The sequence below is a fragment of the Burkholderia sp. BCC1640 genome (assembly GCF_902833125.1).
GTDB lineage: Bacteria > Pseudomonadota > Gammaproteobacteria > Burkholderiales > Burkholderiaceae > Burkholderia > Burkholderia diffusa.
In genome coordinates, this window is sequence record NZ_CADFEF010000019.1 from 72,609 (window position 1) to 90,863 (window position 18,255).

The window sequence follows — 18,255 nt, forward strand, 5'->3', positions numbered from 1 at the left end:
TACGGCCACGCGCGCGGAGCGGGCAGCACGCCGCTCCGGCGCTGCGTGGCCTTGACCTGCCCTGAGGATGTCGGGACCGAACGCATCGTCCCTGCCCGACATCCCTCCCGCCTCCCTTGGCACCTTCTCCCCCTTCCGTAGTCCGCCGTACCACCCTCGCCCGACGACGCATGCCTGGCGCACATTGCATGGCGATCGGCGCGCATTGCGAGTTACCCGGCGACGAAAAAGCGGCATCATGTTCACCATCTTCCGTAACGGAACCCATGATGATCAATATCGATACCGACCTGCCGGTGATGGTGACCGGTGCGACCGGCTACGTCGCGGGCTGGCTCGTGCAACGGTTGCTCGAAGCCGGCCTGACGGTGCATGCGGCCGTCCGCAATCCCGACGACCCGGGCAAGCTCGAGCATCTGCAGCGGATCGCGGCCGGCAAGCCCGGCACGATCCGCTATTTCCGCGCCGACCTGCTTGAACCGGGATCGTATGCGGAAGCCATGGCCGGGTGCGGGATCGTGTTCCATACCGCGTCACCGTTCACCGTCACCGTTCGTGATCCTCAGAAAGAACTGGTCGATCCGGCGCTGCTCGGCACGCGCAACGTGCTCGAGACGGTGAACCGCACGCCGTCGGTCCGGCGCGTCGTGCTGACCAGCAGCTGCGCCGCGATCTACGGCGACAACGCCGATCTCGACGCGACGCCGAACGGCGTGTTCACCGAGGCGATCTGGAATACCAGTTCGTCGCTCGCGCACCAGCCGTACTCGTATTCGAAGACGGTGGCCGAACGCGAGGCGTGGCAGATCGCCCGCGCGCAGCAGCGCTGGGATCTCGTGACCATCAATCCGTCGCTCGTCATCGGGCCGGGCATCAATCCGTACGCGACCTCGGAAAGCTTCGAGATCGTACGGCAGATGGGCAACGGCACGATGAAAATGGGCGTGCCCGACCTCGGCATGGGCGCGGTCGATGTCCGGGAGGTCGCCGACGCGCACGTGCGGGCCGCATTCCTGCCCGACGCGAACGGCCGCTACATCGTGTCGGGTCACAACACAAGCCTGCCGGCGATGGCTGCGACGCTGCTCGAACGGTACGGTGCCGACTATCCGATTCCGCGGCGCACCCTGCCGAAGTGGCTTGTCTGGCTGGTCGGTCCGCTGGCGAACAAGAGCGTGACGCGCCGCGTCGTCGCGCGCAACGTCGGGCTGCCGTGGCGCGCCGACAATAGTCGCAGCCGCAACGAACTCGGGATACGCTACCGTCCGCTCGCCGAGTCGATGAACGACTTCTTTCAGCAGCTGATCGATACCGGACAACTGAAGCGATGAACCGCTTCGTGATTTCACCGGGCTTGCAGGTCGCGCTGGTCGACCTCGGCGTGCGCTTCGACGCGTTGCTGCGACGCGCACGGTTGCCCGCCGATTTCTTCACGCGTGCGAAGCGCGAGCTGACGACCGCCGAGTATCTCCGCATGTGGGGCTGGTTCCCGGCGGCGTCGGCACGGTCGACGATGTCGCGCGCACGCTCGCGATCAGCACGCGCACGCTGCAGCGGCGACTTGGCGACGAAGGCACCCGCTTCAAGGCGATCCTCGCGGAAGTGCGCGAGCGGCTCGCACGGCATTACCTCGATCACTCCGACCTGCCCTACAACCAGATCGCGTTCCTGCTCGGCTATCAGGATCCGAATTCGTTCTTCCGCGCGTTCAACGAGTGGACCGGCATGACGCCCGATGCCGCGCGTTCGCGGGCCGTGCATCGAGGGTCGTGTCGACACGACGACGACGTGCGCCCGATAGGAAGCGCAGGGCCGCGTGACGACGGGAGCCGTCCATTGGAGCGCACGAAGGATGCCGATTATGGGAACGGGTTCGAATGCACCGCGCGGCGCGCTACGCGCGCCGCCGGTAAGTCCCCGGCGTGCTGCCCGTCCAGTGGCGGAACGCGCGATGGAACGCGCTCGGATCGTCGAAGCCGATATCGGCGCCGATCGCCGCGATCGTGTCGAGCGTATCGGTGAGCCGCTGGATCGCGATGTCGCGCCGCAGTTCATCCTTGAGGGCCTGGAACGTCGTGCCTTCCGAGGCCAGGTGGCGGCTCAGCGTGCGCACCGAACAATGCAGATGCTCCGCCGCCTGGTCGATCACCGGCAGGTCGGGCAGCGCCGCCGACAGGTATTGCCGCACGCGATGGCATACGAGCTGTTCGCTGAACGATTCGAAGATCCAGTCGCCGGGCGCGCGCGCGAGGAACTTGCGCAGGTTGCGCTTGCTTTGCCGGATCGGCGCGTCGAGGTAGTCGGCGCTGAAGCGCATCAACGTGCGTTCGCAGTCGAACTGCACGGAGCCGGTGAAGAAGTACAGATGCTCGACCGCATGGCGCGGACGCGGGCACGCGAACTCGATCTTCAGCAACGGGATCTTCTGCCCGATCAGCCAGGAACACACACCGTGCACGAGCTTGAGCATCAATTCCTGGCCGAGCGCGCCGATCGGGCCGACGACCGGGTTCGGCCGCAGCAGCACCTGCGCGACCAGACCGTCGCGCTTCGATTCGACGAAGAAGTCGTCGAGCAGGATATGGAAGAACTGGCCGAAACGATGCAGCGCCGTTTCGAGGTTGCGCGCATCGAGCAGGCTCAGGCACAGGTACTTCAGCGTGCCGCCGCGCAGCGGGCGCGAGAAGATGCCGGGCATCTCGTCGTCGAGGTCGATCGCGAGCGTGCGGTACAGCGTCGAGAACTGCTCTTCCGTCACGCGCGCATGCGGCTCGCCGAGCAACTCGAGCGGAATGCCGGCCCCGCGCAGGTAGCGCTCGACCACGTCGCGCTGCGCGCCCGCACTCGCCAGGAACCCGTTGACGAGCGAGATCGGCACCGTCGCGCTCGGCGACGGCAGCGCACGCCCGGGCTGGGCGGAAGGTGAATCTGAGCCGGTCATCGCGTCCCCGTCGGTCGAACCGCTCGCATTGTACTTGAGCGGCCCGGACCGGGCTTTCGGGGCTTTCGGCGTGCCGGCCCGCGCGCCGTCGGGCGCGCGGCGCTTCGGCGCCATCAGTCGGCGCGGCTGAGTTCCCGGCGCAGGATCTTGCCGACCGTCGACTTCGGCAGCCGATCGACCAGGCGGATCAGCTTCGGCACCTTGTAGGCCACGAGGTTCGCGCGGCAGTGCGCGACGATCTCCGCTTCGGTGACGGCCGCATCCGGCGCAAGCACCACGAACAGCTTGACCGCCTCGCCCGTGCGCTCGTCCGGCACGCCGATGCACGCGCATTCGGCCACGCCCGCCAGCGACGTGGCGGCGGCTTCCACCTCGTTCGGGTACACGTTGAAGCCGGACACGATGATCATGTCCTTCTTGCGGTCGACGATCTTCAGGAAGCCGGCCGCGTCGAACACGCCGATGTCGCCGGTGCGGAAGTAGCCGTCCGCGGTGAACGCAGCTGCATTCGCGTCCGGCTTGCGCCAGTAGCCACCCATCACCTGCGGGCCTTGCACGCAGATCTCGCCCGCTTCGCCGATCCCGACCTCGCGATCCTGGTCGTCCAGCAGCTTCACGTCGGTCGACGGCAGCGGCAGGCCCGTCGTGCCGGTGAACGCATCGATCGACTGCGGGTTGAACGTGACAACCGGCGACGTTTCCGACAGCCCGTACCCTTCGCGGATGAAGTTGCCCGTCACCGCCTTCCAGCGCGCGGAGATCACCTCGATCACCGCCGCGCCGCCGCCTGCCGACAGCTTCAGCCGCGACCAGTCCACTTCCTTCAGCCGCGGATGGCCCGCGAGTCCCGCATACAGCGTGTTGACGCCGACGAACACGGACGGTCGCGCGGCCTTCAGCACGTCGATGAAGCCGTCCATGTCGCGCGGGTTCGCGACGAGCCAGTTCTCCGCGCCGATCGCGAAGTAGGACAGGAAGTTCACCGTCAGCGCGAAGATGTGATACAGCGGGATCGCCGTGACGACGACCTCCTCGCCCGGCTCACGCGCGGCGGGCACGATCGCCGCGAACTGCTCGATGTTCGCGACGAGGTTGCGGTGCGACAGCGCGGCACCCTTCGACAGCCCGGTCGTGCCTCCCGTGTACTGCAGCAGCAGCAGATCGGCGCCGCCGAGCGCGACCGGCTCGAAGGCGAGCGATTCGCCGGCGGCGATCGCGTCCGCGAGCGGAATCGAGCCGGGCGGCAGCGCGTCGCACGCGCCGGCCGGCGCATCGACGGCGCCAAGATCGCCGCGCCCGACGCTCAGCACGGTTCGCATGCGCGTCTTGCCGACCACGTCGGCGAACGTGCCCATCGATCCGCCGCACACCACCGCCACTTCGACACCCGCGTCGTTGAGCTGATGCTCGAGCTCGTGCGCGGTGTAGAACGGGTTCACGTTGACCTGGATCGCGCCGATCCGCGCGACCGCGACGAACACAACCGGAAACGCGAGCACGTTGGGCAGCATCACGGCCACGCGGTCGCCCTTGCGCACGCCCACGACCTGCTGCAGGTATGCGGCGAGCGCGGCCGACAGGCGGTCGACGTCGGCGTAGGTCAGCGTGCTGCCGAATGCACGGAACGCGGGGCGATCGGCAAAGCGGCGCATCGCTTCGTCCAGCAGCGCGGTTACGGAAGGATGGCGATCGGCATCGATCTCGGCGGGGATCGATGCGTACGACCCGATCCAGTGTCTCTTCGTCATGTCCTGCTCCTCGGGGGACGGCGCCAGGCAGCGCCGTTCGCACGGCGGCCCGCGCACCGGATGCGCATGGGCCGTCGCCTGAGCGGCGAATATCGCCCGCCAACGGTGCTTTGAAAATGATCCGGGCGGTCGAAAAGATGATCGAAACGGACACGCGGGCGCGCGGCGCGCCGCCAGCCGCGGCTTGCGCTCGCGCGTCGGTTTGCCGTTGTCGGGCCGTGCAAGCCCGTGCGAATCAGGGTGAACCCTATGGCGTGCCCGCGCATTCCGGCGCAAAATCGCGAACCCGGAACGATATCGAATCGGACGCAGAACCAGTCATGCCGCGCAGTGCGCTCTTGACCCCAACGGCCGCCGGCGCCGCCCCGCTGCCGGACGCCCCGCTCGCTCACGCGTTGCGCGAGAAGCGCTTCTCGCCCGCCAAGCTGGCCGTGCTCGTCGGCGTCGCCCAGGAACTCGGCCTCGACCCGGCCGCCGTGCTCGACGGCACCGGCCTGTCGCCGGACGCCGTCGCCGACCCGTTTACGCTCACGTCGCAACTGCAGTTCCTGACCGCCGCGCGCAACGCGATCGGCCGCTATGACGGCACCGATCTCGGCGTGCGCGTCGGCCGCCGGCTGCATGCGTCGAGCTACGGAATGTACGGCTACGCGATGCTGTGTTCGGAATCGCTCGCGCATGCGTTCGATTCGGCAGTCAAATATCACCAGCTCGCGAACGGGATGCTCGCGATCCGCTGGGTCGAACAGGGCGACACCGCGTCGTGGCTGTTCCCGGATCCGCACGAAGCCGCGCTGCCCGAGCCGGACCTGCCCCTCTACCGCTTCCTGATCGACATGCAATTCGCGCTGCACGTGACGATCATCAAGGACGTGATGGGCGCGTGGTGCGTGCCGGCCCGCGCGCAGTTCGCGCAGCCACGACCGCCGCATGCGGCGCTGCTGTCCGATGCGCTCGAGTGTCCGATCGCGTTCGACCAGCCGCACCATGTGTTGAGCTACCCGGCCGCGTGGCTCACGCGCGCGCCGCAGCTCGCGAACCCGATCACCGCCGCGCAGGTGTCGTCGCACTGCGCGCGCCTGCTCGACGAATTGCGCAGCCAGGCCGGCGTCACGCGGCGCGTTTACCAGGAACTCACGCGCACGCCCGGACAATTCCCGGACATCGACGCGATCGCCGACATCCTGTGCATGACGTCGCGCACGCTGCGCCGCAAGCTCGACGCCGAAGGCACGTCGTACAGCGAGTTGCTCACGAGCGTGCGCAAGGCGCTCGCGATCGACTACCTGAGCACCACCACGCTCAGCACCGAAGACATCGCGCTGACGCTCGGCTTCAGCGACGCGGTGGGATTCCGCCACGCGTTCAAGCGCTGGACCGGCACGACGCCGAGCGACGTGCGGCGCAAGCGCGGCGGGTAGACGCTACGCACAAGCGAGCGCGTAGCGCCGCTCCAGCGCGACCTCGCCGTGCATAGGCGTGTGCCGCGTCCGCATCGATGATGCGGGGCATCGGCGTCCTTCATATAGGTCTGTCCGTTTCGCGCGGCTTCGTCGGATGCGTTCCACTGCGCGTTGTTGGCTCCGTCGTCAGGTGTTCCTCGAGAACGATCTGCCGTTCATCGCGACACCCCCGTGCTGAGCGTGATGTGCTTGTATTCGATGAAGTCGTCGATGGCCGCGGCACCGTTGAGACGTCCGAGACCGGACTGGCGGTAGCCGCCTTCCTCGAATTCGTCGTAGACCTTCGCCCAGTCGTTGATCCAGACCGTGCCGGCCTGCAGCGCGCGCGCAACGCGCATCGAACGCTGTCCGTCGCGCGTCCACACCGCGGCGGCAAGGCCGTATTCGCTGTCGTTGGCCAGCGCAATCGCTTCGTCTTCCGTATCGAATACCTGCACCGTCATGACCGGACCGAACGTCTCCTGCTGCACGATGTCGAGCTTCGGGTCGTCGACTTCGAGCAGCGTCGGGCGATAGAACGCGCCTCGCGCGAGTTCGCCGTCGGTCGCGGGGCCGCCCCGCAGCAGCACTTTCGCGCCCGCCGCGATCGCCTGCTCGACGGTACGGTCGACGCGCGCGACATTCGCTTGGTCGATAAGCGGCCCCATGTCGCTGCGCGGGTCCGCCGCCGGCCCCACGCGCACCGTCTCCAGACGCGCGATCAGACGCGTGCGCACCGCGTCCGCGACGTTGCGCTGCACGAGCAGGCGCGAACCCGTCATGCAGAACTGCCCGGCGAACACGGTCAGCGATTTTTCAAAGACGGGCAGCGCGGCGTCCAGATCGACATCGTCAAACACGACGTGCGGTGTCTTGCCGCCGAGTTCGAGGCCGAAGCGCTTCAGGCGCGACGCACCGGCGGCCGAGATCGCACGGCCGGTCGCCGTCGAACCCGTGAAGCTGATGACGGGCACGTCCGGAGACGCGACCAGGTATTTCGCGCCGTCCGCACCGGATTCGCTGAACACGTTGACGATCCCGCGCGGCAGCGACGGCGCTTCGGACATCACGCTGGCGACGAGCGCGTTGGTTTGCGCGGTCTGCCCCGGCATCTTGACGACGGCGGTCGCGCCGGCCGCGAGCGCGGGCGCGAGCGAGCGCACCATCAGCACGACCGGCGAATTCCACGGCACGATGATGCCGGCCACGCCCATGGGCTCGCGCAACACGAGCGACACGACGTCCGGGCGCGGCGTGCCGCCGTGCGCACGCTCGGCGCGCGCGAGCGCCGCGTAGTAGCGCAGCTTCGACGGTACCATCTCGACTTCGAAGCGCGCTTCGGGCTTGATCTTGCCGTTTTCGAGCGACAGCTGGTCGATCAGCGCATCGGTGTGCCGTTCGAACGCAAGCGCGAGTTCCTCGAGCACTTTCGCGCGCAGCGCCGCATCGTGTTTCCAGCACGTGCGATCGAACGCGCGCGACGCAGCGGCGACGGCCGCGTGCGCTTCGGCTTCGCCGCCGTCGGCGTAGCGGCCAATCACGGTGCCGGTTGCCGGATCGAACGAATCGCGATGCGCGGGCGAATCGACCCATTCGCCGTCGATCCAATGCAATGCATGAGAAGTGATGGTCATCTGGTGCTCCGGTTCGGGTTCAGGCGTATCGATGCGCGATGTGCTCGGCGGCCGCGATCGTGGTGATGTTGGTGGCGACGGAAATCGCATCCGGGAAAATCGACGCGTCGACGACGCGCAGGTTGCGTACGCCGTGCACGCGGCCATCGAGGTCGACGACTGCGTGCGGATCGCCGGCTGCGCCCATCGGCGCGGTCGACGTCGGGTGGTGGTAGGTGTCGACGGTCGATTTGACGGACGCAAGGATCTGCTCGTCCGTCGCCGCGCCGGGGCCGGGATTCAGCTCGGAATGAACGAGGTCCGACAGCGGCGCGGTGCGGCCGATGCGTCGCGCGAGCCGGATGCCGTCGAGCAGGCGCGTGCGATCCTGCTGTTCGGCGAGAAAATTCAGGTCGATGACGGGCGCGTCGTCGGGCTTGCGGCTCGCGAGCTTCAGGCTGCCGACCGACAACGGTCGCGTCAACGCAACCGCGAGCACGAACCCGACCTTGGTCGGACTCTGGTCGTGCGGAAACAGGTGGGTCGCCGTGACGTGCAGGTCGAGGTCGCCGTTTTGCGCGGACGCGCTGTGCGTCCACAGAAATGCGCCGATCACCGGCGATGGGTCGCCGATCCGGTCGGGGCGCGCCGCATAGGCGTTGTAGTAGAACGGGTGATCCTTCAGGCGCTGCCCGACCGGCAGGTTCGCGATCTCGGGGATCGACAGCGCGCGCAGATCCGCCCCCGGCCCGACGCCGGATCGCAGCAGAATCGCGGCGCTGCCATAGCTGCCCGCGCTCAGGATCACTTCGTTCGCGTGGATTTCCTCGCCGTTCGCGAGCTTGACGCCGATTGCCCGGTCGCGGTCGAAAAGCACACGGTCGACCAGCGCGCCGCCGCGAATCTGCAGGTTCTTGCGCGCACGCACGTCGTTGGTCAGATACGCGATGCCCGTGTTGACGCGCACGCCGTTGACAATATTCATCGCATACGGGCCGACACCGTCCGCGTCCGGGCCGTCGAAATCGTCGATGACACGGTACCCGTTCGCGACCGTCGCGTCGACGAACGCGCGCTGCATCGGCGTGATGTCCTCGCGGGTCAGTTGACGCACGGACAGCGGGCCGGCGTGACCATGCAGTGCCGCGCTGCCGCTATCGCGGCTTTCGAGCCGCCGGAACGACGGCAGCATGTCCGCATACGACCAGCCGGGCAGATTCCAGTTCTTCAGGTCCTGCTCGCGCGCGCGGATCGCCACCGCGCCGTTGATCGCGGAGCTGCCGCCCAGCACCTTGCCGCGCAGCGCCCGGATCGGATGATCGATGTAGCCGGCTTGCGTGCGGTAGCCCCACTCGTGACCGGGGTCGCCGCCGACGATGTCGCTGCTCGCGATCACGTGCGGGTAGTCCCATGCGGCGTAGTTGTGGCCGGCCTCGAGCAGCAGCACGTTGCGGCTCGCCCTTTCGCTCAGGCGCGCGGCCATCACGGCGCCCGCCGAGCCGCCGCCGACGATCAATACGTCGATCGTGCGCTTGCCGTTTCCGGCACGCCGTTGTGGCGACGCGTCGGACTGCGTGTCGGCGGCGGGCGCCGCGATCGCTTCGCCGCCCAGCAGCGAGCCGACGGCGAGCGCCGCCGAGTGAGCGAGGGTCTGCGCGAGCATCGTGCGGCGTGCTGGGTATTGCGGGGTATCGTCGTTCATGATCGCAGGTCACGTGGAGGAAAGTCGCGACCAGATTACGAACGGCGGCGGCGCCCGCATAGCCGGCGGCAGGCGAACCCGGCGTTCGTTTTTTCCGAACGACAGGCCCGGCGGCGATCGTGATCCGCGCCGCAAGCGCGCGCGAGTCGTCGCTACGTGCGCGTGGTGCGCGGCAGGATGCCGTGCTCGATCAGCGCGGCATCCCAGCTCGCCGGCTGTCCGATTTCGTCGGTCAGGAACTGGATCAGCGCCTGGACCTTCGGAGGCGTGCGGATCGTCTTTCTGTAGAGCGCGGAAATCTGCCCGCCCGGCGGCGTGTAGTCGGACAGCACCGGGACGAGTTCGCCGGCGACGAGCGCATCCGCGGCGAGGAAGGTCGGGAGGATCGCGAGGCCGAGGCCGGCCAGCGCGCCCGCCAGCAATTGATGTCCCGAATCGGTCCGCATCCGGATGCGGATCCTGAACGACTGGCGCGCGCCGTCGAGCGGCAGGCTCCACATGCCGTTGGGCTCGCGGTTCAGATAGATCAGTCCATCGTGCTCCAGCAGGTCGCCGGGGTGTGCCGGCACGCCGCGCCGCGCGAGATAGGCGGGGCTGGCGCAGATCAGATGGTGATTCGCGGTGAGCGTGCGCGCGACGAGGTTCGAATCGGCCAGCTTGCCGATGCGTATCGCGACGTCGAAATGACCGTCCTGCAGATTGGACAGCCGGTCCTCCGCCTCGATGTCGACGCAGAGCGCCGGGTATTTCGCCGCGAACCTTGCGAGCAGCGGCGCAAGCCGGTGCGTGACGAATGCGGCCGGCACTGCCATCCTCAACGTTCCGTGCAGGCTCGCACCGGCTTCCTGGACTTCCTCCTCGATTCGTTCGAGATCCTTGATAAGTTGCCTGGACTGCTCGAAGAAGCCGTGGCCGGGCTCGGTCAGCTGAAGCTGGCGCCCACGTTTCAGCAATGCGCAGCCGAGCCGCTTCTCGAGCTGCTGGACACGCTGGCTGACGATGGACTTGGTCGTGCCGAGGCGCCGGGCGGCCTCGGAAAAGCTGCCCGCTTCGACCACGGCCACGAAGGTGCTCATGTCGGAGAATTTGTTCATGTTCCAGAGCAGGCGCGCCGGATCGGCGATCGACCGGCCCGGCCCCGCGCGATCGCTCGCGCGTCGTGCCGGGCCGGGCCGGTCATTGCGCCGACAGGCGGATCATGTGCCACGCACCCCGGTCGCGCCGGCTGCGGTGCGCTCCCGAAGAAACCGAATGCCTTCGTCCAGCGCACGCTCGCCCAGCGCATGGTTCGCCTTGTCCTTGAAGAACTGGACGAAGCCGTGCGCCTGCCCTTCGTAGACGGCGACGGACGCGCTCGTGCCGGCTTCGTTCAGGCGGTTTGCGTAAGCGACGTTTTCGTCGCGCAGCGGATCGAGCTGGCCGACCTGAATCAGCGCGGGCGGCAGGTTCGCATGATTGCCCTCGAGCAGCGACAGCAGCGGCGCATACGGGCTCGTTCCAGGCGGCACGTAGCTGGCGAGCACGTTGCGCATCACTTCCCGGGTAGGGAAGTACGTGGCGCCCAGTTCGGCCCACGACGGCGTGTCCGTCCTCATGCTCACCGACGGATACATCAGCCATTGCGCGATGAGCGCGGGGCCGTTGCGATCGCGAGCGAGCATCGCGGTGGCCGCCGACAGGGTCGCGCCGGCACTGTCGCCGCAAACGACGATTCTCGCCGGATCGCCGCCGAACGCCGCGGCGTGGCCGGCGGCCCATTGCAGCACCGCGTAGACGTCCTCGAGCCCCGCGGGGAACGGGAATTCGGGGGCCAGCCGATAGTCGACGGACATGACGATCGCCTGCGCGCGACCGGCGATCGCACGCACGAGCACGTCGTGCGTGTCGAGGTCGCCGGACACGAAGCCGCCGCCGTGCACGAACAGAACGATCGGGAACGCTTCCTCGCCGCGCGCGCCGGCCGGCTTGTAGATGCGTACCGGAACGTTCCGGGCGGGGTGCTCGGCCGGCACGTCGATGGAGCGTACCTCGCTCACCGCGTCAGGCACCCCGGCCGACGGAATCATCGCGCGATAGGACGTGCGCATCTCCTTCGCGAACGCGGCCATCGCTTCGGTGATCGGACGAGCCGCGAGGGCGCCCGGCTCGACGACATGACGCGTCGGGATCAGGCCGAAACACGGCCGGCTCGACAGCTTCCATGAAAACATACGTTCTCTCCTGGCCCGAGGCCTGTTCCCGCACTTCGTTTCACTACGGACGGATCGCGGTCGCACGAGCGGCGCGCCTTGCGCCGCCCGGGCGCATTCGTCACGCGAACGACAGAACGTCCGATACCGGCTTGCGCGGCTTCTGCGGCCAGTTGCCCGATGCCGGATAGCCGACCGTGACCAACATCACGGGGACATCGCTCTGAGCGAGACCGAACGCGGTCGCGACGCCTTGCGGATCGAAACCGATCATCGGACCGGATGCGAGTCCCAGACCCTCGGCGGCCAGCATCAGCGTCATCGCAGCCAGCGACCCCGAGCGAATGGCTTCGTCGCGCTGGAACACGTAGTTGTCACGATACATGTTTTGCGCGGCACCAATCCAGCCCTTGTACAGCCCCTCGTCGATGATTCCCGCATCCAGCGTCGGCCGGAGCGCATCGGCGAGCGTCAGGTGCGGATCGAGCGTACCGCATACGATGAACGTCACGGCGGCGTCCGCGACCTTCTGCTGCCCGAACGCGAGCGGCAGCAGGCGCGCCTTCGCGTCGTCGCTGCGCACGGCGACGAACTTCCAGTTCTGCAGATTGAATGCGGACGGCGCACGCGTGGCGAGCTCGATCAGATTGCCGATCTGTTCGTCCGACAACTTGCGGCTGGTGTCATACCGGTTCGCCGAGATGCGCGACTTGATCACTTCAGACATGTTTGACACTTGCACACTCCTTTCTTCTTTCGGGGGGATGACAACGGGATGGACGTCATCGCGGACGACGACACGATCGCCCGATCGCGCCCGCCTTGCGTCCAGGCTGAAACGGCCGGCGCCGACGCTCGCCAGCAGCAGGAAGCCGCCGGCCATCGACACGTTCTTGAGGAACATGACCATCTGCGTCTGGTCCGCGAACCGGGTGTGAAACAACGCGCCGGTGACGAAGCAGAAGCCGGCAAGCAGTGCCGCCACGATGCGCACGCGGTAGCCGACGACGATCAGCACGCCAGTGCCGATCTCGAAGAGCACCGTCGGCACGAACAGGATGCCCGGTACGTGATTGGCCTCCATGTAGCCGCGGATCGCGTCGGGCGCGGCGAGCTTCGACAAGCCCGAGAGCAGGAAGATCAGCGCGAGGAGAATCCGCGCGGCCAGCATCGCGGCCGGCTGGAACCGTGCGATGCCTGCCACGGACAGCGGATGATCGGACGGGACTTTCTCATTCATATTGGAATCCTATGTTTTTGGTTCAGGTTGGGGACGGCCACGAGGTCGATGCACGACGACCGTCAAACGGTCACGACGATCTTGCCCAGCGCGCGATTGCTTTCCATCAGGCAGTGAGCGCGACGGATTTCGTCGAAATCGAACGTATGCGCGCGCAACGACGGCATATGCCCTTCGGCCGTCGCGCGAGCGATCTCGGGCAGCGGGACGTCCGTCGCCGGCATCGCCGTCGTGCCGAACACGCCGGACGAGAAGAAGCCAAGCCGCACGCAGTTCGGCAGATCGCGCATCAAGTGGAACGGTTCGAGTTCGGCGCCTCCGTGCACGCCGACGACGCAGGCGGCGCCGAACGGGCGCAACGCGCCGACGGAGTCCCGCAGCGTGTCGGCGCCGACCGCTTCGAACACGGCGTCGACGCCGGACGGCACCGCGGCCTTGACGGCTGCCTCGATATGCCCGTTGTCGACGAGCGCGAGATCGGCGCCGACCTCGCGCATCCGTTGCAGGTGCAGGGCCGCCCGGCTCGTCGCGATCACGGTGACGCCGCGATATTTCGCATACGCGACGGCCGCCAAGCCGACCGAGGACGTGCCGCCGCGGACCAGCAGCGTCTGGCCGCCCCGGATCGCCAGCATCCTGTCGAGCACGCCGACGGCCGTGACATACGCTTGCGGGATGGCGGCCAGCTCCGCCCACGAAAGCCCGGTGCCGTCCATGGCGATCACGTTGCTCCGATTCACGGTCACCTGCTCCGCGTAGCTACCCGGGCGCGTGAACTGCAATCCGCCCATCGCGGTCGCGACGGCCTGCCCGGTGCGGAACTGCCCCGAAGGATCGTCGAGCACTTCGCCGACGGCTTCGATACCTGGCACGCGGCCCGCCTGGTCGTTCGGCCCGAGCGTCCCCGCCCGGAGATACGTCTCCGCACGGTTGAGCCCGAATGCGCGCACGCGAATCCGAACTTCGCCGCCGTCGGGTTCCCGCGGCGGAATGTCCTGCAACTGCAGCACGTCAGGGCTGCCGAAGCGTTCGATCACATAGGCTTTCATGCACTCTCCAGACAGGCGACCGTTTCGGGCGCCTTTGAACCATCAATCCGGCCACATTCTGGGTTATCGATATGCGCATTGGAACTGGGTAAAATGAAATCAACACTTTCATTTTTGGTAGGCTGAATTGGATCTCAACGATGTGCGGATATTTGTGAGCGTCGTGCAGACTGGCAGCCTTTCCGGTGCGGCGACGCGACTGGCGATACCGTTGCCGACGGTCAGCCGCCGCATTCGCGCGCTCGAACAGCAGCTCCGGGTCCAGTTGCTGGAGCGCACCGCGCGCGGCACCAAGCCGACCGAAGCCGGCACCCGGCTTTACGAACATGCGAGCCGAGGCGTCGAGATGCTCGCTGAAGGCGAACAGGCCGTGGTCAGCGATCAGGCCAGGCTGAAGGGACGGCTGCGCATTTCGCTGCCGCCCGGGTTCGACGTGTGGTGGACACTGTTATCGGCTTTCCGGAAGCGCTATCCGGATATCCAGCTGCACGCCTATGCTACCGAACGGCGCGTGGATCTGATAGAAGACGGCATCGATGTCGCGCTGCGCGTCGGCGCGATCGCGCATGAAGCCATGGTCGCGCGCCAGTTGCTGACCTATCGCCACGTCCTGGTGGCCAGTCCGCTCCTGCTCGATACGTTGGGGGTGCCGCAAACGCCTGACGACCTGCACCGGTTCCCGTGCGCGGTATGGAGTCCGGTTGCCGATGCCGGCCGCGGCTGGCGCCTGGGCGAACGGACCTTCGAGCCCAACGCGGTCCTGTCGACCAACGACTACGCGTTCCTGCGCAGCCGCGCAATTGCGGGCGAAGTCGTCACAGAGCTTCCGCCGTTCCTGGCCGCGGAGCCCGTTCGGCAGCGCCGGCTCGCCGTCGTGCTTGCCGCCTGCCCGCTGCCCGAACAACAGGTGAACCTGCTGTATCCGTCGCATCGGCATCCGTCGGCCATCGTTCGCGCCTATCTCGAGTTCTGCCAGTCACAAGTCGCGTGGCTCAAACGCGTCTGTACGATCGGTCAGACCGGCCCGGGCATCGATACGTAGCGCCTCCGGCCACGCCGCACGCGGCGCCAACCGCCGTGGACGGCCGATGGGCCAGCGTCGACCGTCCGCCATTCCAAGCATGCCGATCGGCGGAAATCGCGACGACGGCGCCGGTCGGTTTCAGCGCGCTTCGCCGACCGCCGGCTGCGCGATCGCCAGCGCGAACTCGAACACCGCGCCGCGCCCGTCCCGGTCGACGAGCCGGATCCCACTGCCGTTGAGCGCCAGCATCCGGTGCACGATCAGCAGCCCGAGCCCGCCGCGCGTCGTCGCACCGCCGCTCATCGGCCGCTGCGGCCGCTGGAACAGCCCTTCTCGCCGCGCCGGCGGAATCCCTTCGCCGGTATCCGACACGGTCACCACCACGCGGTCGTCCTGGGGCGTCAGCGCCACTTCGACTTCGCCATGCTGCGGCGTGTGCCGCAATGCGTTGTCGAGCAGGTTGGTCAGCACGCGCTCGATCATCCCGAGATCGGCCGACACGACCGGCACGCGCGGCGGGATGCGCGCATGCAGCGTGACGCCGCGCGACTGCGCGGCGAGTTCGAACTTCTCGAATACGTCCTGCACGAGATCGACGAGCGAGAACGGCTCGCGCTCGGCCTGCACGCCGCCCGATTCGAGCCGCGCGAGTTCGAACAGCGCCTGCGCGAGCCGGCCGACCTTCGTGCTCTGCGCGAGCGCGATCGACAGGTAGCGGCGGCGCTCGGACTCCGCGAGCGCGTCGGACTTCAGCGACAGTGTTTCGAGATAGCCATGCAGCGAGGTCAGCGGCGTGCGCAGGTCGTGCGAGATGTTCGTGATCAATTCGCGCCGCTGCTGGTCCTGACGCGTCAGCGCGCGCCACTGGTCGCCGATCCGGTCGGCCATCTGCGCGAATGCGGATTCGAGCACCGCGATGTCGTCGCCGCGTCGCCCGGGCGGCGAATGCGGCACCGGCGGCTGCGTGTCGGGTGCGGCGTTCGCGTCGAAGCGGCGCATCGCATCGGTCAGCCGGCGCAGCGGGCGCGTGATGAAACTGAACGCCGTCAGGCCGGCGAGCAGGCCGAGCAGCGCGACGACCGCCATCGACCACAGCGTCGTGCGCAGCACGTTGCCGGCGTCGACGCGCGCGGCCAGCCGGTCGTGCGCTTCGCCGAGCAGCACCACGTAGATGTAGCCGGACGGCGGCTGTCCCGCACGCTGCAGCGGCGCGGCGCTGAACACCTTGCGCGCGTCGGGGCTGCGCGGATCGTCGCCGAGGATCGGCAGCGGCTCGCCCGCGATGAAGCGCTGCACCGGCGCGAGATCGACGCGGTCGCGCTTCACGTGGCCCGGCGGCGCGTCGTCGCCCTGGATGCGCCCCGCGTTGTCGAGCAGGTACACCTCGACGCTCGGGTTCACGCCCATCAGTTGGCCGAACAACGTGCGCACGGCGTCCGGACGCAGCCCGTTCGCGTCCATCAGCGGTGTGCTGCCCGCGATATGCGCGGCGAGATCGCGCGACAAGCCCTGCACGACTTCCTTCTCGCGCATGTCGTTCGCGCGGATCTGCAGCCACGCCGACGCGCCCGAGCACGCGAGCAGCAGGATCGAGAACACGAGCGACAGCCGCTGGGTGAGGGTCAGCTTCATCACGCGTCCCGCTGATCCGGCGCGGCGAGCTTGTAGCCGCGTCCCCATACGGTGAGGATGCGCACGGGTTCGGCCGGATCGGCCTCGATCTTCGCGCGCAACCGGTTGATGTGGGTGTTCACCGTATGTTCGTAGCCTTCATGCTGGTAGCCCCACACGGCATTGAGCAGGTCCATCCGCGAGAACACCTTGCCCGGATGCCGCGCGAAGAAATACAGCAGGTCGAACTCGCGCGGCGTGAGGTCGATGCGCGCGCCGTCGACGGCAGCTTCGCGCGCGATCGGGTCAATCGACAGCCCGGCCACGTCGAGCGTGCCCGCGTCGATCCGCGAATCGCGCGCGAGCGCATCGACGCGCCGCAGCAACGCCTTCACCCGCGCGACGAGTTCGAGCACCGAGAACGGCTTCGCGAGGTAGTCGTCGGCGCCGAGCTCGAGGCCCAGAATCCGGTGCACCTCGCTCGAGCGGGCGCTCGTGATGATGATCGGCGTGTAGCGCGCCATCGCGCGCGCGCGCCGGCAGATTTCCAGGCCGTCGACGCCGGGCAGCATCAGGTCGAGAATCAGCGCGTCCCAGTTGCCCTGTTCGAGCAGGCGCAGCCCTTCCGTGCCGTCCGCGCTGTGGACCACTTCGTAGCGCTCGTCGCGCAGGTGGAGGCTCAGCACGTCGGCGATGTCGGCATCGTCCTCGACGATCAGGATGCGTTTGGGGTGGTCCATGGCGGTCGGCGGCGGCACGTCGTTATGGCTCTCGGGTTGGTTTCGCAGGTTCGTTCCGGTCGCCCCCGGGCGGGAGGGCGGGTCCGGGAGCGAATCGCGGCAGCAATGCCGCGCTGCCGCCATTGTGCAAAATTTTGCGTCGGGGAGGGGTCACAAATCGTTTAAGTTTGGCTCGCGAGCGGGCGGAGGGGGTAATACCGGCACGACGTTCCATTCCGTCCCCGAAAATCCAGGCGCCGCTCGCCCAGGCTCGAGCATCGCCTGGATCGATCGTCACGTCGGCTCGGCAGTCCGTCATCCCGATTCCGGAACCGGCAAGCCCAGCCGCCAGTTCAGGTTCCTGCGCGCCTGCCTTTCGCAACGTGTGTAGAAGAAGTCCGTCAGATAGATGCGCGGACGCACGAGCAGCCCGCGCAGAATGGCCCGCTCATGAAGGTCGTAGGCCCTGTCGTCAAGATCGGGACGCTCTGCCCGCAGACGCCGGCCGTCTTCGCGAAACTGGCCGCGGGAAGCGCCGAGCACGGCCAGGTCGATGTCGCAGACGAAACGGGTATCCAGCCCCGCGGCAATACCCGAGTGGGTCGTCGCGAGAATCATCGCGCCAATTTGGTCGCACGCGCGGATTCGCCCCGCCGCCCGGCGCTGGAACCAGTCCGCGCTGTTCTGCTCGTTGTCCTTCGCGCCGGGCACGAAGATCACGTCATGGAACCACAGCGCGAGTTCAACGGCGTCCGGTTCGGGAATCGACTCGCGTGCGAGGTCGAGTTGGCGCAAGCATCGCCGGACATGCACGAGCGTATGGTAATGGCGCGCCGGCTCCGTATAGCATCGCGCGAGCATCCGATAGACATCCTCGGCATGTGCCCCGCCGCTGCACGACCACAACGCGACGAACCGCTCCTGCATCCGGCTCACGTTCGCTCCTTGGGCCGGGGCGGCTGCACGTGATCGCCCCA

General features: G+C 67.7%; 14 protein-coding genes and 2 pseudogenes. 4 read left to right on the forward strand and 12 right to left on the reverse strand.

Annotated elements, in window-relative coordinates:
• Positions 1-269: 269 nt before the first annotated feature.
• A complete protein-coding gene (locus tag HWX25_RS20975) occupies positions 270-1,331 on the forward strand; it encodes an NAD-dependent epimerase/dehydratase family protein (protein ID WP_175910209.1) in 1,062 nt (353 codons plus the stop codon).
• A 145-nt stretch (positions 1,332-1,476) separates the two neighbouring features.
• Positions 1,477-1,737: pseudogene (locus HWX25_RS20980) on the forward strand (helix-turn-helix transcriptional regulator); the annotation flags it as partial.
• Between the two features lie 157 nt (positions 1,738-1,894).
• Here HWX25_RS20980 and HWX25_RS20985 read toward each other — a convergent pair.
• Together HWX25_RS20985 and HWX25_RS20990 are read right to left on the reverse strand one after the other, a co-directional pair.
• On the reverse strand, positions 1,895-3,055 hold the full coding sequence (locus tag HWX25_RS20985) for an AraC family transcriptional regulator (protein ID WP_175910211.1): 1,161 nt from the start codon (positions 3,053-3,055) through the stop codon (positions 1,895-1,897).
• Positions 3,055-4,689 (reverse strand): AMP-binding protein, encoded by a 1,635-nt coding sequence (locus tag HWX25_RS20990; protein ID WP_175910213.1) that lies wholly within the window; start codon positions 4,687-4,689, stop codon positions 3,055-3,057. Before HWX25_RS20990 ends, HWX25_RS20985 begins: the two co-directional genes overlap by 1 nt.
• 320 nt (positions 4,690-5,009) lie before the next feature.
• Between HWX25_RS20990 and HWX25_RS20995 the strand changes: the two genes are divergently transcribed.
• Complete coding sequence (locus HWX25_RS20995) at positions 5,010-6,110, forward strand: AraC family transcriptional regulator (protein ID WP_175910215.1); 1,101 nt, start codon at positions 5,010-5,012, stop codon at positions 6,108-6,110.
• Between the two features lie 197 nt (positions 6,111-6,307).
• Here the strand turns inward: HWX25_RS20995 and HWX25_RS21000 are convergent, their stop codons facing one another.
• The 7 genes and pseudogenes from HWX25_RS21000 to HWX25_RS21030 all read right to left on the reverse strand — a co-directional run bounded on the left by HWX25_RS21000 (position 6,308) and on the right by HWX25_RS21030 (position 13,924).
• Positions 6,308-7,765, reverse strand: coding sequence for an aldehyde dehydrogenase family protein (locus HWX25_RS21000; RefSeq protein WP_208456482.1), 1,458 nt, complete (start codon positions 7,763-7,765; stop codon positions 6,308-6,310).
• Between the two features lie 19 nt (positions 7,766-7,784).
• Positions 7,785-9,446, reverse strand: a complete 1,662-nt coding sequence (locus HWX25_RS21005) for a GMC oxidoreductase (RefSeq protein WP_175910217.1) — start codon at positions 9,444-9,446, stop codon at positions 7,785-7,787.
• A 152-nt stretch (positions 9,447-9,598) separates the two neighbouring features.
• Positions 9,599-10,540: a LysR family transcriptional regulator gene (locus HWX25_RS21010; protein ID WP_175910219.1), complete on the reverse strand. Its 942-nt coding sequence runs from the start codon at positions 10,538-10,540 to the stop codon at positions 9,599-9,601.
• Positions 10,541-10,642: 102 nt separating this feature from the next.
• Positions 10,643-11,656 (reverse strand): alpha/beta hydrolase, encoded by a 1,014-nt coding sequence (locus HWX25_RS21015; protein ID WP_244138786.1) that lies wholly within the window; start codon positions 11,654-11,656, stop codon positions 10,643-10,645.
• Between the two features lie 100 nt (positions 11,657-11,756).
• Positions 11,757-12,371: a nitroreductase family protein gene (locus HWX25_RS21020; RefSeq protein WP_175910312.1), complete on the reverse strand. Its 615-nt coding sequence runs from the start codon at positions 12,369-12,371 to the stop codon at positions 11,757-11,759.
• A 210-nt stretch (positions 12,372-12,581) separates the two neighbouring features.
• Positions 12,582-12,875: pseudogene (locus HWX25_RS33480) on the reverse strand (DoxX family protein); the annotation flags it as partial.
• Positions 12,876-12,937: 62 nt separating this feature from the next.
• Complete coding sequence (locus HWX25_RS21030; RefSeq protein ID WP_175910221.1) at positions 12,938-13,924, reverse strand: zinc-binding dehydrogenase; 987 nt, start codon at positions 13,922-13,924, stop codon at positions 12,938-12,940.
• A gap of 127 nt (positions 13,925-14,051) precedes the next feature.
• Here HWX25_RS21030 and HWX25_RS21035 point away from each other — a divergent pair, with 127 nt between their 5' ends.
• Positions 14,052-14,966 (forward strand): LysR family transcriptional regulator, encoded by a 915-nt coding sequence (locus HWX25_RS21035; protein ID WP_175910223.1) that lies wholly within the window; start codon positions 14,052-14,054, stop codon positions 14,964-14,966.
• Between the two features lie 120 nt (positions 14,967-15,086).
• Here the strand turns inward: HWX25_RS21035 and HWX25_RS21040 are convergent, their stop codons facing one another.
• From HWX25_RS21040 to HWX25_RS21050, 3 genes are all read right to left on the reverse strand, one after another.
• Positions 15,087-16,580 (reverse strand): HAMP domain-containing sensor histidine kinase, encoded by a 1,494-nt coding sequence (locus HWX25_RS21040; RefSeq protein WP_175910225.1) that lies wholly within the window; start codon positions 16,578-16,580, stop codon positions 15,087-15,089.
• Positions 16,580-17,299 carry a response regulator transcription factor gene (locus tag HWX25_RS21045; RefSeq protein WP_059525868.1) on the reverse strand — a complete coding sequence of 240 codons (720 nt, stop codon included), beginning with the start codon at positions 17,297-17,299 and terminating at the stop codon, positions 16,580-16,582. Before HWX25_RS21045 ends, HWX25_RS21040 begins: the two co-directional genes overlap by 1 nt.
• A gap of 294 nt (positions 17,300-17,593) precedes the next feature.
• Entirely contained in the window at positions 17,594-18,214 is a 621-nt protein-coding gene (locus HWX25_RS21050) for a hypothetical protein (protein ID WP_244135279.1), read from the reverse strand.
• Between the last annotated feature and the right edge of the window lie 41 nt (positions 18,215-18,255).

What these genes read in the sequence shown, in the direction of transcription:
- HWX25_RS20990 (WP_175910213.1), bottom strand. Translation starts at nt 4,689, where the DNA reads ATGACGAAGAGACACTGGATCGGGTCGTACGCATCGATCCCCGCCGAG.
- HWX25_RS21040 (WP_175910225.1), bottom strand. Translation starts at nt 16,580, where the DNA reads ATGAAGCTGACCCTCACCCAGCGGCTGTCGCTCGTGTTCTCGATCCTG.
- HWX25_RS20975 (WP_175910209.1), top strand. Translation starts at nt 270, where the DNA reads ATGATCAATATCGATACCGACCTGCCGGTGATGGTGACCGGTGCGACC.
- HWX25_RS20995 (WP_175910215.1), top strand. Translation starts at nt 5,010, where the DNA reads ATGCCGCGCAGTGCGCTCTTGACCCCAACGGCCGCCGGCGCCGCCCCG.
- HWX25_RS21000 (WP_208456482.1), bottom strand. Translation starts at nt 7,765, where the DNA reads ATGACCATCACTTCTCATGCATTGCATTGGATCGACGGCGAATGGGTC.
- HWX25_RS21010 (WP_175910219.1), bottom strand. Translation starts at nt 10,540, where the DNA reads ATGAACAAATTCTCCGACATGAGCACCTTCGTGGCCGTGGTCGAAGCG.
- HWX25_RS21005 (WP_175910217.1), bottom strand. Translation starts at nt 9,446, where the DNA reads ATGAACGACGATACCCCGCAATACCCAGCACGCCGCACGATGCTCGCG.
- HWX25_RS20985 (WP_175910211.1), bottom strand. Translation starts at nt 3,055, where the DNA reads ATGGCGCCGAAGCGCCGCGCGCCCGACGGCGCGCGGGCCGGCACGCCG.
- HWX25_RS21015 (WP_244138786.1), bottom strand. Translation starts at nt 11,656, where the DNA reads ATGTTTTCATGGAAGCTGTCGAGCCGGCCGTGTTTCGGCCTGATCCCG.
- HWX25_RS21030 (WP_175910221.1), bottom strand. Translation starts at nt 13,924, where the DNA reads ATGAAAGCCTATGTGATCGAACGCTTCGGCAGCCCTGACGTGCTGCAG.
- HWX25_RS21045 (WP_059525868.1), bottom strand. Translation starts at nt 17,299, where the DNA reads ATGGACCACCCCAAACGCATCCTGATCGTCGAGGACGATGCCGACATC.